At 52.9% G+C, this 24333-nt stretch carries 21 protein-coding genes; 12 read left to right on the top strand and 9 right to left on the bottom strand.

All coding sequences use genetic code 11. The features are described from left to right. Positions 1-42: 42 nt before the first annotated feature. Together bamC and dapA are read right to left on the bottom strand one after the other, a co-directional pair. A complete protein-coding gene (bamC, locus tag KE671_RS18175; protein ID WP_042999862.1) occupies positions 43-1077 on the bottom strand; it encodes an outer membrane protein assembly factor BamC in 1035 nt (344 codons plus the stop codon). Positions 1078-1093: 16 nt separating this feature from the next. After that, the gene (gene dapA, locus KE671_RS18170; protein WP_042999861.1) at positions 1094-1972 is read right to left on the bottom strand and encodes a 4-hydroxy-tetrahydrodipicolinate synthase; all 879 of its coding nucleotides are present in this window, start codon (positions 1970-1972) and stop codon (positions 1094-1096) included. A 145-nt stretch (positions 1973-2117) separates the two neighbouring features. Between dapA and KE671_RS18165 the strand changes: the two genes are divergently transcribed. Together KE671_RS18165 and bcp are read left to right on the top strand one after the other, a co-directional pair. Further along, on the top strand, positions 2118-2690 hold the full coding sequence (locus KE671_RS18165) for a glycine cleavage system transcriptional repressor (protein WP_206164503.1): 573 nt from the start codon (positions 2118-2120) through the stop codon (positions 2688-2690). Continuing rightward, positions 2690-3160, top strand: a complete 471-nt coding sequence (bcp, locus tag KE671_RS18160; RefSeq protein ID WP_206164430.1) for a thioredoxin-dependent thiol peroxidase — start codon at positions 2690-2692, stop codon at positions 3158-3160. The genes KE671_RS18165 and bcp overlap by 1 nt, the downstream gene beginning before the upstream one ends. 181 nt (positions 3161-3341) lie before the next feature. On the opposite strand, the gene KE671_RS18155 is transcribed toward bcp, so the two are convergent. Next, entirely contained in the window at positions 3342-4406 is a 1065-nt protein-coding gene (locus KE671_RS18155; protein WP_206164431.1) for an AI-2E family transporter, read from the bottom strand. A gap of 224 nt (positions 4407-4630) precedes the next feature. Between KE671_RS18155 and bepA the strand changes: the two genes are divergently transcribed. Together bepA and arsC are read left to right on the top strand one after the other, a co-directional pair. Further along, positions 4631-6094, top strand: coding sequence for a beta-barrel assembly-enhancing protease (gene bepA, locus KE671_RS18150; RefSeq protein ID WP_206164432.1), 1464 nt, complete (start codon positions 4631-4633; stop codon positions 6092-6094). A gap of 12 nt (positions 6095-6106) precedes the next feature. Beyond that, entirely contained in the window at positions 6107-6466 is a 360-nt protein-coding gene (gene arsC, locus KE671_RS18145; protein ID WP_206164433.1) for an arsenate reductase (glutaredoxin), read from the top strand. On the opposite strand, the gene KE671_RS18140 is transcribed toward arsC, so the two are convergent. After that, a complete protein-coding gene (locus KE671_RS18140; protein ID WP_206164434.1) occupies positions 6467-7309 on the bottom strand; it encodes a helix-turn-helix domain-containing protein in 843 nt (280 codons plus the stop codon). It abuts the gene before it with no gap. Between the two features lie 157 nt (positions 7310-7466). Here KE671_RS18140 and celB point away from each other — a divergent pair, with 157 nt between their 5' ends. Genes celB through KE671_RS18125 form a run of 3 tightly spaced genes read left to right on the top strand, consistent with a single transcriptional unit; the run spans position 7467 to position 11179 of the window. Then, positions 7467-8786, top strand: a complete 1320-nt coding sequence (gene celB, locus KE671_RS18135; RefSeq protein ID WP_206164435.1) for a PTS cellobiose transporter subunit IIC — start codon at positions 7467-7469, stop codon at positions 8784-8786. Between the two features lie 3 nt (positions 8787-8789). Next, positions 8790-9746 (top strand): N(4)-(beta-N-acetylglucosaminyl)-L-asparaginase, encoded by a 957-nt coding sequence (locus tag KE671_RS18130; RefSeq protein WP_206164436.1) that lies wholly within the window; start codon positions 8790-8792, stop codon positions 9744-9746. Further along, positions 9746-11179: a leucyl aminopeptidase family protein gene (locus KE671_RS18125; protein WP_206164437.1), complete on the top strand. Its 1434-nt coding sequence runs from the start codon at positions 9746-9748 to the stop codon at positions 11177-11179. Before KE671_RS18130 ends, KE671_RS18125 begins: the two co-directional genes overlap by 1 nt. 126 nt (positions 11180-11305) lie before the next feature. Here KE671_RS18125 and KE671_RS18120 read toward each other — a convergent pair whose 3' ends face one another. The 4 genes from KE671_RS18120 to KE671_RS18105 form a co-directional block, all read right to left on the bottom strand. Continuing rightward, entirely contained in the window at positions 11306-12007 is a 702-nt protein-coding gene (locus KE671_RS18120) for a DnaA inactivator Hda (protein WP_211986798.1), read from the bottom strand. Between the two features lie 94 nt (positions 12008-12101). After that, positions 12102-13391: a uracil permease gene (uraA, locus tag KE671_RS18115; RefSeq protein ID WP_061074950.1), complete on the bottom strand. Its 1290-nt coding sequence runs from the start codon at positions 13389-13391 to the stop codon at positions 12102-12104. 95 nt (positions 13392-13486) lie between these two features. Continuing rightward, entirely contained in the window at positions 13487-14113 is a 627-nt protein-coding gene (gene upp, locus KE671_RS18110) for a uracil phosphoribosyltransferase (protein ID WP_046484979.1), read from the bottom strand. A 181-nt stretch (positions 14114-14294) separates the two neighbouring features. After that, positions 14295-15725, bottom strand: a complete 1431-nt coding sequence (locus KE671_RS18105) for a 6-phospho-beta-glucosidase (protein WP_206164439.1) — start codon at positions 15723-15725, stop codon at positions 14295-14297. A 262-nt stretch (positions 15726-15987) separates the two neighbouring features. Here KE671_RS18105 and purM point away from each other — a divergent pair, with 262 nt between their 5' ends. The 4 genes from purM to ppx all read left to right on the top strand — a co-directional run bounded on the left by purM (position 15988) and on the right by ppx (position 21464). Further along, positions 15988-17025: a phosphoribosylformylglycinamidine cyclo-ligase gene (gene purM / locus KE671_RS18100; protein WP_206164440.1), complete on the top strand. Its 1038-nt coding sequence runs from the start codon at positions 15988-15990 to the stop codon at positions 17023-17025. Then, entirely contained in the window at positions 17022-17663 is a 642-nt protein-coding gene (gene purN, locus KE671_RS18095) for a phosphoribosylglycinamide formyltransferase (RefSeq protein ID WP_206164504.1), read from the top strand. Before purM ends, purN begins: the two co-directional genes overlap by 4 nt. A gap of 188 nt (positions 17664-17851) precedes the next feature. Beyond that, positions 17852-19918, top strand: a complete 2067-nt coding sequence (ppk1, locus tag KE671_RS18090; protein ID WP_206164441.1) for a polyphosphate kinase 1 — start codon at positions 17852-17854, stop codon at positions 19916-19918. 4 nt (positions 19919-19922) lie between these two features. After that, complete coding sequence (ppx, locus tag KE671_RS18085) at positions 19923-21464, top strand: exopolyphosphatase (protein ID WP_206164442.1); 1542 nt, start codon at positions 19923-19925, stop codon at positions 21462-21464. Positions 21465-21471: 7 nt separating this feature from the next. On the opposite strand, the gene KE671_RS18080 is transcribed toward ppx, so the two are convergent. Beyond that, entirely contained in the window at positions 21472-23712 is a 2241-nt protein-coding gene (locus KE671_RS18080) for a bifunctional diguanylate cyclase/phosphodiesterase (protein ID WP_206164443.1), read from the bottom strand. A 349-nt stretch (positions 23713-24061) separates the two neighbouring features. Between KE671_RS18080 and KE671_RS18075 the strand changes: the two genes are divergently transcribed. Further along, complete coding sequence (locus KE671_RS18075) at positions 24062-24253, top strand: YfgG family protein (RefSeq protein ID WP_042999844.1); 192 nt, start codon at positions 24062-24064, stop codon at positions 24251-24253. Positions 24254-24333: the final 80 nt, after the last annotated feature.

The following is a 24333-nucleotide window of genomic DNA, read 5'->3' as shown; positions in this document are numbered from 1 at the left end:
GCACGGAAATAAAAAGGGCCGGATTTCTCCAGCCCTGTTTTTTTACTTGCTAAACGCTGCCTGGAAGATGGCAACCAGCGCGTCGTTCTGGCTCTGCGTCAGGGTATGCCCCTTCGGATCGATAAACTGCAAGCTGCTGCGGTTGTCTAAATCACCGACCTGCAGTTTGTAGTCACCGGAAGAGAGCCCTGGATCGCGAGCGCCCAGCTCCTGCCAGCCGCTATCGGACAGCGGTTTGTAGGTAACGGCCATACTCCCCTGCGAACGGGTGCTGTCAGTTACTTTCATGCCGACTTTCTCCAGCGCAGCCGGGAGTCGCTGCCAGACAACGTTGAATGGACCACGCACCACCAGCATCGGTAACCCGGTGTCATCGGCGGCGCTCTGCACATCCATCGTGGCAGCAGAACGGTTCTGCGCAGCATTCGCGGCGTCAGTCGCGGTCTTATCGAGGCCAGCAGAAATCACGTTCATCATCTCAGTGCTATAACGCTGCAGTGAAGCGGCATCCGCCACAGGCTTACCGGCCTGTTCCAGGTTGACCAGTTTCACCATCACCGCCTGCTGATAGCCCTGCGGTTTAACCGAGATTTGATAACGGCCACGGTACTGCTCGTCTTCGTCCAGACGGTTCCAGTCAACCCAACCGGTTGTCAGCGTCTGGCTGGCATCATCACGTTTTTCAATCGTGTAGTTTTTAGACTGAATCACGCTGACCACCTGCGGCCACAGCGTATTTCCACGCCCGTTTTCCACCAGCAGCGTGGCGGTATCACCCGCGAACTGGGTTCGGGCCCCGGAAACCAGCGCCAGCGGCTGTGCCGGTGGACGGATATCCAGCGCTTTCCCTACGGCACCACTGCCGTTGGTGACCGGAATGTTGTAGTCGCTCGTGGTCACCGGCAGAATCATACCGGCAGGCGCATGAAGTTCAGCAAGCGGTGCGGCTTCCAGATAGGATTCATCACCACTCACCTGGCGCTTGTAGCGCGAGTCAGAACTACAGGCCGCGAGCAGCAAAACAAGCGAAACACCCGCAACCCTGGCCAGGCGCGACTTTTGTACTGAGTAAGCCATCAAATCTCCCTAAACTTTACAGCAAACCGGCATGCTTGAGCGCCGCTTTGACAATTTCACGACCATTGTCCGTGATCGGTGTCATCGGCAGGCGCAGCGTATCGGTCGCCACAAGGCCCAACGCCTTACATGCCCATTTCACCGGGATAGGGTTGGGTTCGACAAACAGTTTGTTATGTAACGGCATCAGGCGCTGGTTAATGGTACGCGCCTCGGCAAAACGCCCTTCCGCCGCCAGTTTGCACATTTCCGCCATATCACGCGCCGCAACGTTAGACGTCACGGAGATCACGCCATGACCGCCTAACTGCATGAAGTCCATCGCGGTCGCGTCATCGCCGCTGAGCAGCAGAAAATCATCTGAAACCAGCTCTTTGATCTGGTGAACCCGACTTAAGTTCCCTGTCGCCTCTTTAATTGCGACAATATTTTTTAATTCCGCCAGACGGCCAACGGTTTCCGGCAGCATATCGCAACCGGTGCGGGATGGCACATTATACAGAATTTGTGGCAGGTCAGTATGTTCCGCGATGGCTTTGAAATGCTGGAACAGGCCTTCCTGAGTCGGACGGTTGTAGTAAGGCGTTACCGTCAGACAGCCGACAATCCCGCTGTCATTGAAACGCTGCGTCAGACTAATGGCTTCTGCGGTCGCGTTCGCGCCCGTACCGGCAATCACCGGGATACGCCCATCAGCCAGCTCCAGCGTCATCATCACCACGTCGCCATGTTCGTCATGACTCAGCGTGGCGGACTCACCGGTAGTGCCAACAGAAACGATCGCCGAGGTGCCGCTGGCGACATGATAATCAATCAGTTTTTTCAGGCTTGACCGGCAGACATTACCTTTTTCATCCATCGGTGTAACAAGCGCGACAATACTTCCCGTGAACATGGGCCATCCTCTGTGCAAACAAGTGTCTCAATGTTACGTTTGGTACGACAATAAAAGCAAGCGACGAGAGCCCTTCTGATTGTTGTATGCAGGTTTTTTTTATGCTTTCCTTATGATTACCCCACCTCTCAAAGGAAGAACAGGTTTGACACCTTCATCGCAACATTACCTGGTTATTACTGCGCTGGGTGCCGATCGCCCGGGAATTGTGAACACGATCACCCGTCATGTCAGCAGTTGCGGCTGTAATATCGAAGACAGTCGCCTGGCCATGTTGGGCGATGAGTTTACATTTATCATGCTACTGTCAGGGACCTGGAATGCTATCACCCTGATCGAATCAACCCTGCCGTTGAAAGGTGCAGAGCTGGATTTATTGATTGTGATGAAGCGTACGACGGCGCATCCCCGCCCGCCAATGCCGGCCACGGTATGGGTTCAGGTTGATGTACCGGATTCGCCACATTTAATTGAACGATTTACGGCCCTGTTTGATAGCCATCGAATGAATATTGCGGAACTGGTTTCGCGCACGCAACCTGCTGAAAATGATAAGGCGGCGCAGTTATACATCCAGATTACCGCCCACAGTCCGGCGTCGGATGATGCCGCAAATATTGAACAGGCCTTTAAAGCCCTATGTACAGAACTCAATGCACAAGGCAGTATTAACGTTGTTAATTATTCACAACATGATGAACAGGATGGAGTTAAGTAATGAATCCACTGAAAGCCGGTGACATCGCACCGAAATTTAGCTTGCCGGATCAAGACGGAGAACAAGTAAATTTGACCGACTTCCAGGGACAGCGTGTGCTGGTCTATTTCTATCCGAAAGCCATGACGCCAGGCTGTACCGTTCAGGCCTGTGGCTTGCGAGATAACATGGATGAGCTGAAAAAAGCAGGCGTAGACGTGCTGGGCATCAGTACTGACAAGCCTGAAAAGCTTTCCCGTTTTGCCGAAAAAGAGCTGCTTAACTTTACCCTGCTGTCCGACGAGGATCATCAGGTCTGTGAGCAGTTTGGCGTCTGGGGCGAGAAATCTTTTATGGGAAAAACCTATGATGGGATCCATCGCATCAGCTTCCTGATTGACGCTGACGGAAAGGTCGAACACGTTTTCGATGATTTCAAAACCAGCAATCACCACGATGTGGTGCTGAACTGGCTGAAAGACAACGCCTGATTTCGCGCTGTCGGATGACGGCTAATATTCTGTCCGGCCTACCGTGTGTAGGCCGGGTAATCGGCTGTCTGTTCAAACATCCCTTTCACATATGCTTTTTTATCTCGCGACACCTTTTAGCTTTCGCCCAGCGTGCGTCGACTTACAGACAGCGTATAACCTTCTTCGTTACATAAGCGTATCAGGACTCGTCAACGACCTGCGCATCCGGCCAGGCATGAACAACGGCCTTGATTAACGTCGCCAGTGGAATGGCGAAGAAAACGCCCCAGAATCCCCACAGACCGCCAAAAATCACTACTGACAGGATGATCACCAGCGGATGCAAATTCACCGCTTCAGAAAACAGCACGGGCACCAGCAGGTTGCCGTCCAGGCCCTGGATAATCAAATAAACGGCGAAACAACTCCAGAATTCGGTCCCCAGACCAAACTGAAACAGCGCCACGCACACCACAGGAATGGTGACCACAAAAGCGCCGATATAGGGAATGAGTACGGAGAATCCCACCAGCACGGCCAGCAACAGCGAGTAGTTGAGGCCAAACAGCAGGAAGCCCAGCCAGGTCGCCACGCCCACCACTATCATCTCCAGCACCTTACCGCGAATATAGTTGGTGATTTGCTGATTCATCTCCTTCCAGACCTGTCCCGCCAGACCGCGATTACGCGGCAGCACGCGACGCACGGCGTTCAGCATCTGCTCTTTGTCTTTGACGAGAAAGAACACCATCAGCGGCACAAGCACCAGATAGACCGCCAGGGTCAGCAAGCCGACCAAAGAGGCCAGCGAATATTTCACCACCGAGTCGCCCATCGTCAGCATGCGGGTGCGCATGTTTTCCGCCATCGCATCAATGATGCCTGCATCCATCAAGGCCGGATAACGACGTGGGAGCGTCGCGGCAAAATCCGACAGTTTGTTCAGCATGCCAGGCATATCGCGAATCAATAAGATCCCCTGCTGCCAGGCCACCGGCATCACCACAAAGGCCATTAACAGCAAAATGCCGACAAACACGATCAGCACGAGAGAGGTCGCCCAACGGCGCGAGCAGCCGATGGCTTCAAGGCGCACCGTTGGCCATTCCAGCAGATACGCCAGCACAATGGCGACCAGTAGCGGCGCCAGTAATCCGCTAAAAAAGAAAAGAATGCCAAATCCGGCGACCAGAATAACCAGCAAGGCAATCGCCTCGGGGTCGCTAAAGCGACGGCGATACCATTGCATCAACATTTCGAGCATAAAACCTTCCCTGAACCTCAATAGCGGGATTGCGATCCCGAATTGTATCGAAATGTCACAAAAAAGACTTCGCTTTTTATTGCTGATTCTGGAAACTGAAAAGTCATTTGTGCAGGGTATTCATCGACAAATTTCGCCGTTACACTGCCCTGTGTCGGCAGACACGGAACGATACGACCCGGCATCGGTCAAATGACTATCTCAAAGAAAACAGGACAGAGGTTATGTTCAGGCAGTTTAAGAAGAACCTGGTTGCTACCCTCATTGCCGCGCTGACCCTGAGTCAGGTGGCTCCCGCGTTCGCAGACTCCGCGGACAGCTTGCCGGATATGGGAACCTCGGCGGCAAGCACGCTTTCCATCGGCCAGGAAATGCAGATGGGTGATTATTATGTACGCCAGCTGCGTGGCAGCGCGCCGCTGATTAACGATCCGCTACTGGTTCAGTACATTAATGGGTTAGGTATGCGTCTGGTTTCACACGCGGATTCGGTCAAGACGCCCTTCCATTTCTTTTTGATTAATAACGACGAAATCAACGCCTTTGCCTTTTTTGGTGGTAATGTCGTCCTGCACTCTGCCCTGTTTCGCTATTCCGATAATGAAAGCCAGCTTGCCTCGGTTATGGCGCACGAAATCTCACACGTCACTCAGCGCCACCTTGCACGCGCCATGGAAGATCAGAAACGCAGCGCGCCGCTGACGTGGGTAGGCGCGTTAGGCTCCATTCTGTTGGCGATGGCGAGCCCGCAGGCTGGAATGGCCGCGCTCACCGGTACGCTGGCAGGATCGCGTCAGGGAATGATTAGCTTCACACAGCAGAATGAACAGGAAGCAGATCGTATTGGTATTCAGGTTTTACAACGTTCTGGATTCGATCCGCAGGCGATGCCGACTTTCCTGGAAAAACTGCTCGACCAGGCGCGTTACTCCTCGCGTCCGCCTGAAATTTTGCTGACCCACCCCCTGCCGGAAAGTCGTCTTTCAGATACCCGCAACCGCGCAAACCAGATGCGTCCGGTGGTTGTGCAATCCTCTGAAGATTTCTACCTGGCGAAAGCGCGAACCCTGGGGATGTATAACTCCGGGCGAAACCAACTGACCAGCGACATGCTGGACGAGTGGGCAAAAGGTAACGTCAGACAACAGCGCGCGGCGCAGTATGGCCGGGCATTACAGGCGATGGAAGCCAGTAAATACGACGAGGCTCGCAAAGCGCTGCAACCTCTGCTGTCCGCAGAGCCCAATAACGCCTGGTACCTGGATCTGGCCACCGATATCGATCTTGGACAAAAGAAAACCGGTGACGCGATCGCCCGCCTGAAAAAGGCGCGAGATCTGCGAGCCAATCCGGTTTTGCAACTTAACCTTGCGAACGCTCTGCTACAGGGCGGTCAGCCACAAGAAGCGGCAACCATTCTCAACCGTTATACGTTTAATAACAGAGACGACACCAACGGCTGGGATCTGCTGGCGCAGGCGGAAGCCGCGCTGTATAACCGCGATCAGGAACTGGCCGCACGTGCGGAAGGGTATGCGCTGGCGGGCCGCCTCGATCAAGCTATCTCGTTACTGAGCAGCGCCAGTTCACAAGTGAAGCTGGGCAGCCAGCAGCAGGCGCGTTACGATGCGCGCATCGACCAGTTGCGCCAGTTGCAGGAACGCTTTAAGCCGTACACGAAAATGTAAAAAGGATTCACCATGTCAAAGGCTGTAAAAATCTACCATAACCCGCGCTGCTCTAAGAGTCGCGAAACGTTGAATCTGCTGCAATCGCACGGCGTGGAACCCGAAGTAGTGCTATATCTGGAAACGCCTGCAGATGCCGCAACGCTGCGTCAGCTGTTGAAAATGCTGGGTATGGAAAGCGCCCGGGAACTGATGCGCCGGAAAGAAGATCTCTACGCATCGCTCAACCTGGCAGACAGCAGTCTGAGTGACGAAGAACTGATTCAGGCGATGGTGGATAATCCAAAACTGATGGAACGCCCCATTGTGGTAGCGAACGGCCAGGCGCGTATTGGCCGTCCACCGGAGCAGGTGCTGGAAATCATCGGCTAATCACCCCCGCCGTATCGCTTCAAGAAAAGCCTGCGGCGTCATCTCCCCCAGTTTTTTCTGCGCCTTGCCGGTATTATAACTTTCGCAAATCTCTGCCAGCAGTTGACTTGCCGATACGTCCTTTACCCGCGGCACGATCGCCGCCAGCGGAAGGTTGACCTGGATAGCATTCTGCACGTTACCGTTTATTCTGTACGTCATCCCTCGTGCTGTCAGCCCCTGTTCCAGCCCAACAAGGAGAGGGTTAGTAAAGAAAGTCTCAATAGATTGTATATCAACCGGACAGGCTGTAAGCAGCGCATCCAGCCATGTCATAACCAGGTGCGGCGAAATCCCTGCATACAACCGCGCAAAGCACCAGCCGCTCACCGGTTCGCGAGCCCAGAGCAAATGATGCTCCCCGCCATCCTCCATCTGCAGTGAAAGCGGGAGGTGATGTACTTCAAGCCAATGCGGGAACTGTCCGGCTTTGAGTGCCTTTTTCCCCTGCAAAGGCGTCTTCTGACGCATCACCCCTGCAGGTTTAAGATAACGATTTAACGTCGCACGGGACACCTGAATGCCCAGTCCCTCATTAACCAGCAACAGAAGCTCATCCAGCGGCGCGCCGGTAGCATCCCGCAGCCCGTTAATCAGCCCGATCTGCTCTTGTCTCATCGCTTTGTGTATTACTTTCGGCGTAGTTTGCCGATCGGCAGTCTGCTCACGTTGACGCCAGCGCCTGACCGTGGTGACGGAAATTCCCAGCTCAGCGGCCAGCGCTCTGTCGCTTTTATCCGATTGTTGCAGGTAACGACGGATGCGTGGTGTGGTGGTGGCATTGGCATGCAGTTTTATTTCCATCGCTAAACCCTATCTGCAAAAAGATAACTAATCATATGAGATTTATATTTATACAGCGAACACATTGTGACCAGACTCACCTTTCAGGTGCGGAGCTTCCCTGATAATCCTCTGGCATACCATAAATACTCTCATCCGATCTTGTACGGAGTTCACAATGAACAATGTTCTGGGATTTCTTGAAGCAAAACTGATGCCGCTTGCGGCCAAAACGGCGCAGCAGCGTCACCTGGGCGCGATCCGCGGCGCCTATGTTTCCTTTATGCCGTTTATTATTGTCGGCTCCATTCTGTTGGTTATCTCCTCCTTTCCGAACCAGGCGTATCAACAATTTATGTCTGGCGCATTTGGCGAAAGCTGGAGCAGCATTATTGAGATCCCGTTTAACGCGGTGTTCTCAACAATGTCGCTATTCATCAGTTTCCTGGTCGCCTACCGTCTGGCGGAACACTACGGTGAAGACCGTATTTCCTGCGGCATACTGGCACTGGTCAGCTTTCTGATCCTCACGCCGTTTATCAAAGTTGCGGAAAATGGCGGTATCACTGTGATACCGGTTGAGTGGATCGGCACTAAAGGGCTGTTCGTGGCGATGATAGGCTCGTTGCTGTGGACTGAATTGTTCTGCTGGCTGAAACGCAAAAAGCTGGTCATCAAAATGCCCGAAGGGGTTCCACCAGCCGTACAGGAATCGTTTGCCGCGTTGATCCCCGCGCTGTTGGTGATGATACTGGTGCTGATCATTCGCATCCTGTTTGAAAATACCCACTACCAGACCATTCACCGTTTTATCTATGACGTGGTGGCGACGCCGGTTCGTCATTATGGCACCTCCTATTTTGGCGCGCTGATGACGGTTTTCAGCATCACGATTTTATGGTCGGTAGGGATTAACTCCGGGTCGATGATCAATGGCATTATCCGGCCACTGTGGATGGAGAACCAAACGGATAACATCGCCGCCATTCAGGCGGGCGTCACGCCACCGCATATTATCACCGAGCAGTTTTTTGACATGATCTGGATGGGGGGCGCTGGCGCAACCTTATCGCTGGTCATCGCAATGCTGATTTTTGCCCGCAGTAAAAACATGCGGGAAGTCGCCCGACTGGGGGCCGGCGCATCGATTTTCAATATCAACGAGCCCATTCTGTTCGGCCTGCCGGTGATCATGAACCCCATCATGCTTATACCGTTCAACCTGGTGCCTTTGGTATTAGTCACCATCCAGTATGTCGCAATGAAAATCGGTGCCGTTGCCGTCACCACGGGGGTGTTTATTCCATGGACATTACCGCCGGTTATCAGTGGTTTTATCGTCACAGGTCATCTCAGCGGCAGCGTCATGCAAATCATCAATTTACTGATTGGAGCAATGCTTTATCTGCCATTCATGCGCATTGTCGATAAACAGTACCGCGCTGCGGAAATCGCCACGCTGACACAAAACGAGAGTACAAACGTTAAACAGGAGTAAAACATGTGGGGAATTATCGCTACCTGGCGAATGGCGCTTGAAGGCGTTACGGAGTCCGCTTCTGCACTGGCAGCAGGCCAGCCGGCGACCCGTGCGGTAGTCGATGCCGTTGCCGCAGTTGAGGACTTCCCATTGTACAAATCCGTTGGCTACGGTGGACTGCCAACCGAAAATGGTGAGGTAGAACTGGATGCCGCGTTCATGGATGGCGATACGCTGGCGTTTGGTGCCGTGGGCAATCTCGTGGATATCGCCAATCCGGTACGCGTCGCGCATGCCCTGAGCCGTCAGCGCTATAACAGCCTGCTTGTTGGCCAGGGCGCTCGCGAGTGGGCGTTAAGTCAGGGGTTTGCTGAAAAATCCATGCTTACCGACCGCGCCATCCAGCACTACCGTAAGCGCTGTCGTGAGACACTGGACAAAGGACTGAGTCCTTATGACGGCCATGATACTGTCGGCATTATCGGACTGGACACACAGGGTTCGATGAGCGTCGCAACCTCCACCAGCGGTCTGTTTATGAAAAAACGCGGTCGTCTGGGAGATTCACCGATTATTGGCTCAGGTTTCTACTGTGACAGCCAAATCGGTGCCGCAACCGCCACTGGCGTGGGCGAAGACCTGATGAAGGGCTGCACCAGTTACGAAATCGTTCGCCGTATGGCACAGGGCATGACGCCGCAGCAGGCCGCGGACTCAGTGGTTTTTGAACTGGAGGACAACCTGATGTCCCGCTTTGGCCGGGTGGGCGATTTGTCTGTCGTTTGCATGAATAACCGGGGAGAGTTTGGCGCGGCGACCAATATCAAAACCTTCTCATTTACTGTTGCCACAGCCAACCACCCACTCACCGTCTATCTTGCAGAACGTCGGCACGAAAAGACGTATTACCAGCCTGTCGATGAGGCATGGATGCAGGCCTATGCGGCACGGATCCGTGCACCTATAGAGGAAGAATAATGCTGACATATCAGTTGATTCAGTCCCTTTCAGAGGCGCAACCCAACGCGCATCTGATCGCCCAGCCCACAAGCCAACAGTTGCCGGACACGGCGCTGATAAACGAAATGCGTGCCACAGGTAACATAACGGATACCTGTTTTGGCTGCGCGCCTTTCAAACGCATCACCCTCATTCCGTCAGCGCTGTGGCAGGACAACCTGACAGACGGTTTGCTGAACGCATTGCGACCACTGTTCGCCGCGCCGGTCAGCCCTCGCGTGATCATTGATGTTCGCGAAATTCACGAAACCGTGCTGCTTAAGGTGCTGCGTTTTCTGTTCAATCAGGTTTATCGTCTTGATGATCTACAACTGAAAACAGCAGACAGCGCGACAGTGCGTCTCTCCCACATCGACGCGCTTTGTTTGCCCGAACAGCAGGAGGCGTTAGAGGAAATTTTTCGTCAGCAGCAGGCGATTGCCAATGGCATGGTCGCCGCCCGACGTCTGGCGGATATTCCATCCGAACAATGTACGCCGCAGTTCGTTGTCGAAGAGGCCCAACGTCTATGCGCTGCCCACCCTGACCTGCGCTGCGAAGTGCTGGACGAGCAGGCCATCGTAGCGCAAGGTCTTGGCTTGCTGCATGCGGTGGGAAAAGGCTCCAGCCGCCCGCCCCGCCTGCTGGCGATTCACTACGATGGCGCCAATAGCGGTCCGGTGCGCAGCTATGTCGGGAAAGGCATCACTTTCGACACCGGCGGTCTGTGGCTGAAAGAAGGCGCGGGCATGTACACCATGAAGTACGACATGTGCGGCGCGGCCAACGTGCTTGGTCTGATGCTAAGCATTGCCGGGCTGGCGCTGCCGGTCCGGGTAATGGGCGTGCTGGCGCTGGCGGAAAACGCCATTGGCCCCGACGCCATGCAGCCGGGTGGCGTAGCGCGCGCCTGTAACGGAATGACGGTGGAGATCAACAACACTGATGCCGAAGGGCGACTGGTACTTGCGGACGCCATTGCCTGGACCAGCCAGCGCCACGAAGAGACTCGTTATATCATTGACTTAGCAACGCTGACCGGCGCCGTAGTGAAAGCGCTGGGTTATGAGTTAAGCGGGCTGATGACGCAGGATAGCGCGCTGCGTGCGGCGTTAACCCTTGCCGGTGAACAGAGCGGTGATGAAGTCTGGTCTTTGCCGCTGGACGCACGCCTGAAAAAACAAACGGAGAGCGCAATTGCCGACTTGTGCAATACGCCGACCAACAACGCGGCAATTAGCGCATCAGCGGCCTGGCTGCTGCATCATTTTTGTCCGGCAACTATTCCGTGGGCGCATCTCGACGTCAGCGGTACAGCGCTGTGGCGCGAAGGAGGAAGAAGCGTGGCGTCGGGCAGGCCCATCCCGTTGCTGATGCAGCATTTGCTAAACGATTTGGCCATTGGGGAGTAAGCCCTGAGTTACAGCGTTTGTTTAGGTAATCAGGCCGGATAAGGCGAAGGCGGCATCCGGCATACCGTTCTGTCTGATGGCGTTATGCTTATCAGGCCTACGGCGATACGTCACCTTGTATTTCGCCTAGAGCGTTAGAATCTCTTTCACAAACGGGATAGTTAATTTGCGCTGTGCGGTGATAGACGCGTGATCAAGCTGGTCGAGCGTCACAAACAGGGTACGCATTTCTCTGTCGAGCCGCTTAAGCAAGAAGCGCCCCACGTCTTCCGGAAGTTCAAATCCGCGCAGTCGGGCGCGTAACTGCAATGCCTGCAGCTTATCTTCATCCGACAATGGTTGCAGCTTGTAGATTTGTCCCCAGTCCAGACGCGAGGCCAGATCGGGCAACCCCAGCTTTAACTGACGCGGCGGGCGATCGCCGGTGATCAGTAACCGCGTTTTTCCGGATTCCAGAATACGGTTGTAGAGATCAAAAATAGCCATCTCCCACAATTCGTCCCCGGCGACGCATTCGATATTGTCGATGCAGACTAACGACAGATGTTCCATGCCATCGAGTACTTCCGGTACAAACCAGGTTCGTTTATCCAGCGGCACATAGCCTACTGCATCGCCACGCTGAGACAGTTCAGCACAGGCGGCGTGCAGCAAATGGCTGCGGCCCGCGCCTTCACGCGACCAGAGATAGATGTATCCGCTATGCTCCTGACGCAGCACATTTTGCAGTGCGGCCAGTAAAGAGGCGTTATCCCCCGGCCAGAAACTTGCGAAAGTTTCATCGTCAGGAAGATAAAGTGGCAAAGAGAGCTGTGCCGGTGTGTTCAGAGAGACCTCAATCCAGATTTCATTCAATCGCGATGAGTTTACCACAGAATTCTGTCGTGTTAGAACCGGGCAGGATCACTGCCCGGCTCCCCTATTACTGCTGTGGCGTATCCGCATCTTCCGCGTCCAGCACCACTTCTTCCGGGCGCAGGACAGAGATCAGCTTGAAGATCAGGCTCAGCGCGATCCCAACGATTGTCGCCAGCGCCATTCCTTTCAGTTCCGCCGCGCCAATATGCACTTTCGCGCCGCTGACGCCGATGATCAGGATGACAGAGGTCAGGATCAGGTTCTGCGCTTTGTTGTAATCCACTTTCGATTCAATCAGCACGCGAATACCGGACGCACCGATCACTCCGTACAACAGCAATGACACCCCGCCCATCACCGGCAGTGGGATTATCTGGATAGCCGCCGCCAGTTTGCCGACGCAGGAGAGCAGAATGGCAAAAATCGCCGCGCCGCCGATCACCCATGTACTGTAAACACGCGTGATCGCCATTACGCCAATGTTCTCACCGTAGGTGGTGTTCGGCGTGGAGCCAAAGAAGCCGGAAATCACCGTCGACAGACCGTTAGCAAACATCGAGCGATGCAGACCCGGATCGCGAACCAGATCTTTTTTGACGATGTTCGCTGTCACCACCAGATGGCCGACGTGCTCGGCAATCACCACCAGCGCCGCAGGCAGAATGGTCAGAATAGCGAACCACTCAAAACGAGGGGTGTAGAAGGTCGGCAACGCAAACCAGTGCGCCTCGGCAATCGGTGTGGTATCAACCACGCCCATCGCAAATGACAGTGCATACCCTGCCAGTACCCCAATCAGGATCGGGATAATCGCAAGGAAACCACGGAACAGCACCGAGCCGAACACGGTCACCGCCAGCGTCACCATTGAGATAATGATGGTCTTCGAATCCGCAGATTGTCCTTCCGCAGGCAGCAGTCCGGCCATACCGGCGGCAACGCCAGCCAGTTCAAGACCGATGACGGCAACGATTGCGCCCATCGCCGCAGGAGGAAACATCACGTCCAGCCAGCCAGTACCGGCTTTCTTTACAATGAAAGAGACCAGACAAAACAGCACGCCACACATGATGAAGCCGCCCAGCGCCACTTCGTATCCCAGCGGCAGCAGTAGCAGAACCGGAGAGATAAAGGCGAAGCTTGAACCTAAATAGGCGGGGATTTTTCCTTTACAGATAAAGAGATATAGCAATGTCCCGATCCCGTTGAATAACAGAACGGTGGCCGGGTTGATATGAAACAGAACTGGCACCAGCACGGTTGCGCCAAACATGGCGAACAGGTGTTGCAAACTAAGCGGGATTGTCTGTAAAAGCGGCGGTCTTTCACTCACCCCGATAGCACGGCGCGTCATAGTGTTTTCCTCTGAGTGTGTTTGTTATGAGTCGTTGAGTTGTTTTATTCAAAAAAAAGCCGACTCTTAAAGTCGGCTATTGATTAGTTATTCACTTACTTCGTACCAAAAATCTTATCGCCGGCATCACCAAGCCCCGGAATGATATATCCGTGCTCGTTCAGGCCCTGGTCGATCGATGCGGTGTACAGTTCCACATCCGGATGCGCTTTTTCCAGCGCGGCGATGCCTTCTGGTGCCGCCACCAGCACCAGCACTTTGATACTGCTGCAGCCCGCTTTTTTCAGCAGATCGATGGTTGCAATAACCGATCCCCCGGTCGCCAGCATGGGGTCGACGATCAGCGCCATGCGCTCGTCAATATGCGAAACCAGTTTCTGAAAGTACGGGACCGGCTCCAGCGTCTCTTCATTACGGTACATACCAACGACGCTGATACGCGCACTCGGTACGTTTTCCAGCACGCCGTCCATCATCCCCAGTCCTGCACGCAGGATAGGCACGACGGTAATTTTTTTGCCTTTGATTTGATCCACTTCGACCGGACCATTCCAGCCTTCAATGGTCACTTTTTCAGTTTCCAGTCCCGCAGTCGCTTCGTAAGTCAGCAGACTGCCTACTTCCGAGGCGAGTTCACGAAAGCGTTTGGTGCTGATATCGTTCTCACGCATCAGACCCAGCTTGTGTTTGACGAGTGGGTGTTTGACTTCCACGATCTTCATACTCTTCTCCTTTCCTCAGACGAGTGGCAACCACAAAAAAATCGCCGGATTATACCGCTTTTCCTCTCTGACGCAACATAACGTATGCATGACCTGGATCAAGCAAAGTGGTATACGTTTGGGTGATGAGTATAAAACACGCCCCGCATTCTGTGCGGGGCTGAATATCAAGTGGCTGAAATCAGAGGGTTTCACCGTTACTTTTTATCACCTGCTGATACCAGGCGAACGATTTCTTACGGCTACGTGCTAACGTCCCACTACCATCATTATTTTTATCAACGTAGATAAACCCGTAGCGCTTTTTCATTTCTCCCGTTCCCGCAGAGACCAGATCGATACATCCCCACGGCGTGTATCCCATGAGCTCCACACCATCTTCTTCCACCGCTTTTTTCATTTCACGCAGATGTGCCGCCATATACTCAATACGATAGCTGTCATCGACGGTGCCGTCCGGTTGCTGAACGTCAATTGCGCCAAACCCGTTCTCCACGATAAACAGTGGCAGCTGGTAGTGATCCCAGAACCAGTTTAGCGAATAGCGCAATCCCACCGGATCAATCTGCCAGCCCCAGTCCGATTTCTGTACATACGGATTGGAGACCAGGTGTTTGCTCTCGTCATAATCAAGTTGCGGATTATCATCCGTCGCTTTGGTCACAAACGACATGTAATAGCTGAAACCGATGTAATCCACGCAGCCTTCAGACAGAGCAATGCGGTCTTCCTCCGTAATATCGAGGTCAAACTCGCGGCGCGCAAAATAGTTGAGAATATGCTGCGGATATTTCCCCCGCACATGGACGTCGGTAAACCAGTAGCGACGATGCATGGCGTTCATCGCCATCATCATGTCGTCTGGCGCACAGGTCAGCGGGTAAATGGGACACATGGCGATCATGCAACCGATCTGCAACGTCGGGTTAATTTCTCGTGCCACCTTCACTGCCAGCGCACTGGCGACCAGTTCATAGTGGGCCGCCTGGTACATGACCCGTTCACGATCTTCGCCAGGCTGGTATTTCAGGCCAGAGTTCGTAAACGGTGCAAAATCCTCATGATAATTTGCCTGATTGTTGATCTCATTGAAGGTCATCCAGTACTTCACTTTGTGCTGATAGCGGGTAAAGACCACTTTCGCAAAACGGACAAAAAAGTCGATCAGCTTCCGGTTGCGCCAACCGCCATACGCCGTCACCAGATGGTAGGGCATCTCGAAATGCGACAGGGTAATCACCGGTTCAATACCGTACTTCAGACATTCATCAAACAGATTGTCGTAAAACTGCAGTCCCGCCTCGTTTGGTTGAGTTTCATCCCCGAGCGGGAAAATACGCGTCCAGGCGATGGAGGTACGGAAACATTTAAAGCCCATTTCCGCAAACAGGCTGATGTCTTCTTTGTAGCGATGATAGAAATCGATCGCCTCATGGTTAGGGTAGTTTTTTCCAGGCAGTACGCCCTCGGTAATTTCTCGCGCAACGCCGTGAGCCCCCGCCGTCATGACGTCGGCAACGCTTACCCCTTTTCCGCCCTCCTGCCAACCGCCTTCAAGCTGATGAGCGGCAACCGCCCCGCCCCACATGAAATTCGCGTTAAATCCAGACATAGTTTCCCTCGTTGATTTGCTATGACAAAACAGAAACCGGTTTCAGTATGATACTGAGCAATCCCGGCCACGCTTTCAAGGGAGAAACTGAACCCGGTTTCATTTTCGTGGTTCAGCTCATAAAAACACCGCGCCGCGGAGAAAAGGCAGGAAAAATCGACAGATAAAAACGGATGCAACGCAGGCTCGCAAACGTTTGCTTTCCCTGTTAGAATTGCGCCGAATTTCACTTTTACCGTAAGAAAACGTGGGGAACCAGGCAGTGACCGATAAAACCTCTCTTAGCTACAAAGATGCCGGTGTTGATATTGACGCGGGTAATGCTCTGGTGGATCGAATCAAAGGCGTAGTGAAGAAAACTCGCCGCCCGGAAGTGATGGGTGGCCTGGGAGGCTTCGGTGCGCTGTGCGCATTGCCGCAAAAATATCGTGAACCTGTGCTGGTTTCCGGTACTGATGGCGTCGGGACAAAACTGCGTCTGGCGATGGATCTGAAACGCCACGATACGATCGGCATCGATCTCGTCGCGATGTGCGTCAACGACCTGGTGGTTCAGGGTGCTGAGCCGCTGTTTTTCCTCGATTACTATGCCACCGGTAAACTGGATGTAGATACCGCAGCCAGCGTGATCCAGGGGATCGCCGAAGGTTGTCTGCAATCTGGCTGCGCGCTGGTCGGCGGGGAAACCGCTGAAATGCCCGGGATGTACCACGGTGAAGATTATGACGTCGCCGGTTTCTGCGTCGGCGTGGTAGAAAAATCAGAAATCATCGACGGTTCCAAAGTGGCCGATGGCGATGTGCTGATTGCGTTGGGTTCCAGCGGCCCGCACTCCAACGGTTACTCACTGGTGCGTAAAATTGTCGAAGTCAGCGGCTGCGATCCAGAAACGACGGTTCTGGAAGGCAAATCGTTGGCCGACCACCTGCTGGCGCCGACCCGTATCTACGTGAAATCGATTCTGGAACTGATCGAGAAGGTTGATGTGCACGCGATCGCGCACCTGACCGGCGGCGGCTTCTGGGAAAACATTCCGCGTGTCCTGCCGGACAACACGCAGGCGGTGATCGATGAATCCTCATGGCAGTGGCCAGCCGTTTTCAACTGGCTGCAGAGCGCCGGTAACGTCAGCCAGCATGAAATGTATCGTACCTTTAACTGCGGCGTCGGCATGGTCATTGCCCTGCCGGCGGCGGAAGTGGACAACGCCCTTGCCCTGCTGAAGGCAAAAGGTGAAGAAGCCTGGACGCTCGGCGTCATCAAGGCTTCCGATTCCGCGCAGCGCGTGGTTATTGAATAATGAATATTGTGGTGCTTATTTCCGGTAACGGAAGCAATTTGCAGGCGATTATTGATGCCTGTAAAGAGAAGAAAATCAACGGCACCCTGCGGGCAGTATTCAGCAACAAGGCCGACGCGTTCGGCCTTGAGCGTGCCAGAAAAGCGGCAATCCCGGCCCATACGCTAACGGCCGATCAGTTTGCCAGCCGTGAAGCATTTGACCGCGAACTGATCCTTGAGATCGACGCTTATGCGCCTGACGTGGTGGTGCTGGCCGGTTTTATGCGCATTCTGAGCCCGGCGTTCGTCGCGCATTACAACGGACGACTACTGAATATTCACCCTTCCCTGCTGCCCAAATATCCCGGTTTGCACACTCACCGCCAGGCGCTGGAAAATGGCGATGAGGAGCACGGCACGTCGGTCCACTTTGTGACTGACGAACTCGACGGGGGACCGGTTATTTTGCAGTCCAAAGTTCCGGTCTTTGAGGGCGATGACGAAGATGAAATCACCGCTCGCGTTCAGGTACAGGAACACGCCATTTACCCGCTGGTCGTCAGTTGGTTTGTGGACGGCCGGCTGAAGATGCAGGATAACGCCGCCTGGCTGGACGGCGTTCGCCTGCCGCCACAGGGCTACGCTGCCGACGAGTAAAAACGGTGCCGGATAACGGATGTCATCCCTTATCCGGCCAGTGGTTCCCTTCAGACTTCCAGTCCCCCTTCCCCTTTGCGATCAGACGGTTTATTGTCATATTTTTCTGGCACAGTTGGACATCTGAGCGCAATGCTCGCCATAATAATCAGGCAGTGTCCCGTGAATAAAACGGAGTATAAGTATTAATGGGTCAGGAAAAGCTTTACATCGAGAAAGAGCTGAGCTGGTTAGCGTTCAACGAACGTGTGCTCCAGGAGGCCGCGGATAAATCAAACCCGCTAATTGAACGGATGCGTTTCTTAGGCATCTACTCCAATAACCTGGATGAATTCTACAAAGTTCGCTTCGCAGAGCTTAAACGCCGTATCATCATCAGCGAAGAACAGGGTTCAAATTCACATTCTCGCCACCTGTTAGGCAAAATCCAGTCCCGCGTACTGAAAGCCGACCAGGAATTCGATGGCCTTTATAACGAACTGCTGCTGGAGATGGCGCGTAATCAGATCTTCCTGATCAACGAGCGTCAACTGTCAGTCAATCAGCAAAGCTGGCTGCGCCATTATTTCAAACAATATCTGCGCCAGCACATCACTCCAATCTTGATTAACCGCGAAACGGATCTGGTGCAGTTCCTGAAAGATGACTACACCTATCTGGCGGTCGAAATCATTCGTGGCGACACCATTCGCTATGCGCTGCTGGAAATTCCCTCTGACAAGGTTCCGCGCTTTGTGAATCTACCACCGGAGGCCCCGCGTCGCCGCAAGCCAATGATCCTGCTGGACAACATTCTGCGCTACTGTCTGGACGACATCTTTAAGGGCTTCTTTGATTACGACGCGCTGAACGCCTATTCCATGAAGATGACCCGTGATGCCGAGTACGATCTGGTTCACGAGATGGAATCCAGCCTGATGGAACTGATGTCCTCCAGCCTGAAACAGCGTCTGACCGCCGAGCCCGTACGTTTTGTCTATCAGCGCGACATGCCTAATGCACTGGTTGAAGTGCTGCGCGAGAAGCTGACGATCTCACGCTACGACTCTATCGTTCCCGGCGGGCGCTATCACAACTTTAAAGATTTCATTAATTTTCCCAATGTGGGCAAAGCGAATCTGGTGAATAAGCCGCTTCCGCGCTTGCGCCATATCTGGTTCGACAAAGAAAAATTCCGTAACGGATTTGACGCCATTCGCGAACGCGATGTGCTGCTCTACTATCCGTATCACACCTTTGAACACGTACTGGAATTGCTACGCCAGGCGTCGTTTGACCCCAGCGTGCTGGCGATCAAAATCAATATCTACCGCGTCGCGAAAGATTCACGCATTATCGACGCCATGATCCACGCCGCCCATAACGGTAAAAAAGTCACTGTGGTAGTGGAACTGCAGGCGCGATTTGATGAAGAGGCCAACATTCACTGGGCGAAACGCCTGACTGAAGCGGGCGTTCACGTGATCTTTTCTGCGCCAGGCTTAAAAATTCACGCCAAGCTGTTCCTGATTTCACGTAAAGAAGGCGAAGAGGTGGTGCGTTACGCCCATATCGGCACCGGTAACTTCAACGAAAAAACCGCCCGTCTGTATACCGACTATTCACTGCTGACTGCCGATGCGCGGATCACCAATGAAGTCCGCCGGGTGTTCAATTTTATCGAGAACCCATATCGCCCGGTTACGTTTGATTATCTGCTGGTCTCGCCGCAAAACTCACGCCGCCTGCTGTATGAGATGATCGATCGTGAAATCGCCAATGCCCAACAAGGGCTCCCCTCCGGCATCACATTGAAGCTGAATAACCTGGTGGATAAAGGACTGGTTGACCGCCTGTATGCCGCTTCCAGTTCCGGTGTACCGGTCAATCTGTTGATTCGCGGTATGTGCTCGCTTATTCCGAATCTGGAAGGCATCAGCGATAATATCCGCGTCATCAGCATTGTGGACCGTTATCTCGAGCATGACCGGGTGTATATCTTCGAAAACGGCGGCGATAAGCAGGTCTACCTCTCTTCCGCTGACTGGATGACGCGTAATATCGACTACCGCATTGAGGTGGCGACGCCGCTGCTCGACCCGCGCCTGAAGCAGCGGGTACTGGATATTATTGACATCCTGTTCAGCGATACGGTAAAAGCCCGCTACATCGATAAAGAACTGAGTAATCGCTACGTGCCGCGTGGAAACCGCCGCAAAGTGCAGTCGCAACTGGCCATTTACGACTATATCAAATCACTCGAGCAATCTGACTAACGCTATGCCAATACATGATAAGACCCCACGACCGCAGGAGTTTGCGGCGGTCGACCTCGGTTCAAATAGTTTTCACATGGTGATTGCCCGGGTGGTGGATGGCGCCATGCAGATTATCGGCCGCCTGAAGCAGCGCGTGCATCTGGCGGATGGTCTCGGCGAAGACAACATGCTGAGTGAAGAGGCAATGGAGCGCGGGCTAAGCTGCCTGTCGTTGTTTGCTGAACGTCTTCAGGGGTTCGCTCCCTCCAGCGTGTGTATTGTCGGTACCCATACGCTTCGTCAGGCGCAAAACGCCACCGATTTTCTCAAACGAGCGGAAAAGGTCATCCCCTATCCGATTGAAATCATTTCCGGCAACGAAGAAGCGCGCCTGATCTTCATGGGAGTTGAACATACGCAACCGGAAAAAGGCCGCAAGCTGGTGATCGACATTGGCGGCGGCTCGACGGAGCTGGTCATTGGCGAAAATTTCGAACCGAAGCTGGTTGAAAGTCGCCGTATGGGGTGCGTCAGTTTTGCCCAGATCTATTTCCCCGGCGGCGTCATCAGCAAGGAGAACTTCCAGCGCGCCAGAATGGCGGCGGCGCAGAAGCTTGAAACCCTGACCTGGCAATTCCGCATTCAGGGCTGGAACGTCGCGCTGGGGGCTTCTGGCACCATCAAAGCCGCACACGAAGTGCTCTTAGAAATGGGTGAGAAAGACGGCTTCATTACGCCAGAGCGTCTGGATCGACTGGTCGCCGAACTGCTGCAACACCGCAGTTTCGAGTCGCTAAGCCTGCCGGGGTTATCTGAAGAGCGAAAAGCGGTCTTTGTTCCCGGCCTGGCGATTTTATGTGGTGTCTTTGATGCGCTGGCGATCCGTGAGTTACGCCTTTCCGATGGCGCGCTGCGCGAAGGCGTGTTGTACGAGATGGAAGGCCGCTTCCGCCATCAGGATGTCCGCAGTCGCACCGCCAGCAGTCTGGCGAATCAGTACAACATCGACAGCGAGCAGGCGCGACGCGTACTGGAAACCACCATGCAGATGTATGAGCAGTGGCAAACGCAGCAGCCGAAGCTGGCCCATCCGCAGCTGGAAGCGCTGCTGAAATGGGCAGCGATGTTGCATGAGGTTGGACTGAACATCAATCACAGCGGTCTGCACCGTCACTCGGCGTATATTCTGCAAAACAGCGATTTGCCTGGTTTTAATCAGGAGCAGCAAACCATGATGGCCACGCTGGTTCGCTACCATCGTAAGGCGGTGAAGCTGGACGATCTCCCTCGTTTTACGCTGTTTAAGAAAAAGCAGTTCCTGCCGCTCATTCAACTATTGCGTCTTGGCGTGCTGCTGAACAACCAGCGCCAGGCCACAACCACACCGCCTACGCTGACGCTCATCACCGATGACAACCACTGGACCCTGCGCTTCCCTCACGACTGGTTCAGCCAGAACGCGCTGGTCTTGCTCGATCTGGAAAAAGAACAGCAGTACTGGGAAGCGGTAACCGGCTGGCGTCTGAAAATTGAAGAAGAACGTTCACCCGAAATTGCTGCGTGAATCAAACTCAGGTGCCAGTCACTGGCACCTGTTCTTTCAGCGTATCGCTTAACGGCTGAGGCACACCGATTAAATATCCCTGCATGTAGTCAATCCCCAGCGAAATCGCTGCGCGGCGAATCTCCTCGCTTTCAACAAATTCAGCGACGACCTGCATTTTCTTCATTCGCGCCAGATGACAGATTGAGGCCACGATCTGATAGTCGAGACTATTCGAAATGATATTGCGGATGAAACTGCCGTCAATCTTCAGAATATTGGCGTTAACGTTTTTTAACCTTGCGTAACTGGCATAACCCGTACCGAAATCATCAATAGCGATTTGACAGCCCAGTTGTTGCAGATTTCTCAGCGTTATTTCCGCCTGTCCGGCATTCATCAACGCCTGACTTTCTGTGACTTCAAAGATCAATTGCCAGGCTTCGATTTGATACTTGGTCAGCAGTTTACTGACATCCTGCGCAAACCTTGCCCGACAGACCGAGGACGCCGAAAGATTAAGCGCAAAGCGACGCGCAGGCATCTGTGCACGATTTTCCGCCATAAAGCGTAGCGTATGTTCGATGACCCAAAGATCTATTCTGGAAGAGAGGCCAAATTCATGTGCGACGGGCAGGAAAGTATCAGGGGTAATCATGCCACCGTCATCATCCAGCAATCGCAGTAAAATCTCATGATAAATATCGCCGCGAAGCCCTTCTATTGGCTGCGCCATCAGACAAAAACGGCCATATTCCAGCGCATGCTGTAACCGGTTCATCATCGTGACTTTGTCTCGTAGATTGCGTTGCATGTTCATGGCGCCACTACGTTCCAGATTCTCTGGCGTGTTGGTCATGATGGACAGCTCAGCAATGGTGCTCAACTCGCCGAGCAACAGGTAGATGTGGTTTACCGGGGAACGTACATAACAATAGCTCATCCCCACCTGCGGCTGGAACGTCATGCCATCCCAGACAAACCGGAACGTCTTGATATGCTCATCAAGATCTTCAATGCGTTGCTGATGTGATTCTGTATTCAAACGTAGCAGCAGATCAGGCCCGGACATTTGATAAACATGTTCATCTGGCCCCAGCTTTTTGGCAATCCAGTGGGATAGTTGCTGTTTGTACTGGATACGCAACATGATTCCGTAATTTTTAACGAGAAACTCAAGCTCAGGAACGCGCAAAAAGCACAGCGCTGACCACGGCGTATTTCTTAACGCACGGTTGAGTGCGCGCAGATTGGGAAGATGGACTACCGGATCGAAAAACGCAAGCCGGCGGGCACGACCGCTCACAATCCGCTGGCGCGTCGCCAGCACCGCCATGTAATTCACAATAAAAGAAAAAACCAGGAAACTGGAAGAGGTAATTGCCAGTTGTACATCGTAACCTGAATAATAGGGCGTATAACTTCTGTAATTATGAATCGCAATAATTAAAACCGGCGCCCACAGCAACGATATGAAACGATAGCCATATCGCATCGCTCCCCATAACATGACCGGGAGTAATAGCGACATCGTATAGTTTGTACTGAATATTGAGCTATTTTCATTCAATGGCATACAAAGCAAAGACATTAATGCGGACAATACCAGCAACCAAATAATGACCTCTTTTTTCGAGGCTTTGGCATCGAACTGTATTTTTAACTGTGAATAATAGCCACGCAAATGCAAGGGGTTACGAATAACGCGAATAATAAAGTAAAAGAGCGGCACACCAATCAAGTTTCCCACCAGAATACCCTGGTAGTTTATTAATGCATTGATGTTAAAAGGTGTTATCCCCATTAAGCTCAGTTTACTTTCATACAACCCCACAAAGGCTGCAAACTGGAAAAGCACCAGAAATAACGTTGCAGGACAAAAAACCTGCCAAAAAATGCGTGGGAAGACCAGTTGCGCCTCGCCATGAGAGATGTTATTACGCCGGGGCGTAAAGACGCGATAACCGCCCCAACTGAGCACGATAGCGATAAGAAAATGGGCAATAATAGGCAGCGTTTCTGCCATCCCGACCTGAGGATATTTGCGAATAAAAATCGCCAGAACAATTCCTGGTATTGCCGCCCAACCGAAAAAAATCATCAGGCTCATCATGAGCGATAACGGTAAGTAGAAAAGGATGACGTCCCCGGTGGCCACATGTGCATAGGTATTCATATGGCTCACGAGCGGTAAAAACAGAGAAGGCAAAATCAGAGGTAGTCCCCACCACTTATCTCTGATTGCAATATAACTTTTATTCAGTCGCATAGACGCTCAGCGGAACCCCGGGATCCTGGAGGGGTTGTATCAGACAGGCATCCCACCTGACGTCAAAGTTAAGATGAAAAAATCACCATACATGTCGCACCGATTTTAGTTATCAACGGGAAGCATATTTTGACATATATCAAATAAGTAAGTCCCCATTAATCAATTATTACCTTTATTTCACCGCGTTATCATTTTCACATTATTAATGCAAATAATGTAATTAATTTCTATAACACCAGAATATGAATCAACTGACGCAATTTTACATAATCAGGAATTGACCCATTCGGCTCAGTGTGCCTTAATGTATCTATCGCCCGTATGGGCATCCCTTAAGGAACCTTTTGTGAGTCAGGCAACCAGTATGCGAAAACGACATCGATTTAACAGTCGCATGACCCGTATCGTATTGCTTATCAGCTTTATCTTCTTTTTTGGACGCTTTGTCTACTCTTCGATCGGTGCCTGGCATCATCATCAGGACAAAAAAGACGCGCAACAATCCACTCTTTCTGTCGAAACGCCTGCTCAACGTTAATCCTTTTTATTCCAGACAGACGCTATATGGTCTTTTATACCCCCGAATGAAACAAAAAACCCCCTGTATAAACAGAGGGT

The organism is Citrobacter amalonaticus (assembly GCF_018252635.1).
GTDB classification, from domain to species: domain Bacteria; phylum Pseudomonadota; class Gammaproteobacteria; order Enterobacterales; family Enterobacteriaceae; genus Citrobacter_A; species Citrobacter_A amalonaticus_E.
Note: the sequence above shows the minus strand (reverse complement) of the source record. Positions and strands in the feature narration are given on the sequence as shown.

What these genes read in the sequence shown, in the direction of transcription:
- bamC (WP_042999862.1), bottom strand. Translation starts at nt 1,077, where the DNA reads ATGGCTTACTCAGTACAAAAGTCGCGCCTGGCCAGGGTTGCGGGTGTT.
- dapA (WP_042999861.1), bottom strand. Translation starts at nt 1,972, where the DNA reads ATGTTCACGGGAAGTATTGTCGCGCTTGTTACACCGATGGATGAAAAA.
- bcp (WP_206164430.1), top strand. Translation starts at nt 2,690, where the DNA reads ATGAATCCACTGAAAGCCGGTGACATCGCACCGAAATTTAGCTTGCCG.
- KE671_RS18155 (WP_206164431.1), bottom strand. Translation starts at nt 4,406, where the DNA reads ATGCTCGAAATGTTGATGCAATGGTATCGCCGTCGCTTTAGCGACCCC.
- bepA (WP_206164432.1), top strand. Translation starts at nt 4,631, where the DNA reads ATGTTCAGGCAGTTTAAGAAGAACCTGGTTGCTACCCTCATTGCCGCG.
- arsC (WP_206164433.1), top strand. Translation starts at nt 6,107, where the DNA reads ATGTCAAAGGCTGTAAAAATCTACCATAACCCGCGCTGCTCTAAGAGT.
- KE671_RS18140 (WP_206164434.1), bottom strand. Translation starts at nt 7,309, where the DNA reads ATGGAAATAAAACTGCATGCCAATGCCACCACCACACCACGCATCCGT.
- celB (WP_206164435.1), top strand. Translation starts at nt 7,467, where the DNA reads ATGAACAATGTTCTGGGATTTCTTGAAGCAAAACTGATGCCGCTTGCG.
- KE671_RS18130 (WP_206164436.1), top strand. Translation starts at nt 8,790, where the DNA reads ATGTGGGGAATTATCGCTACCTGGCGAATGGCGCTTGAAGGCGTTACG.
- KE671_RS18125 (WP_206164437.1), top strand. Translation starts at nt 9,746, where the DNA reads ATGCTGACATATCAGTTGATTCAGTCCCTTTCAGAGGCGCAACCCAAC.
- uraA (WP_061074950.1), bottom strand. Translation starts at nt 13,391, where the DNA reads ATGACGCGCCGTGCTATCGGGGTGAGTGAAAGACCGCCGCTTTTACAG.
- upp (WP_046484979.1), bottom strand. Translation starts at nt 14,113, where the DNA reads ATGAAGATCGTGGAAGTCAAACACCCACTCGTCAAACACAAGCTGGGT.
- KE671_RS18105 (WP_206164439.1), bottom strand. Translation starts at nt 15,725, where the DNA reads ATGTCTGGATTTAACGCGAATTTCATGTGGGGCGGGGCGGTTGCCGCT.
- ppk1 (WP_206164441.1), top strand. Translation starts at nt 17,852, where the DNA reads ATGGGTCAGGAAAAGCTTTACATCGAGAAAGAGCTGAGCTGGTTAGCG.
- ppx (WP_206164442.1), top strand. Translation starts at nt 19,923, where the DNA reads ATGCCAATACATGATAAGACCCCACGACCGCAGGAGTTTGCGGCGGTC.
- KE671_RS18080 (WP_206164443.1), bottom strand. Translation starts at nt 23,712, where the DNA reads ATGCGACTGAATAAAAGTTATATTGCAATCAGAGATAAGTGGTGGGGA.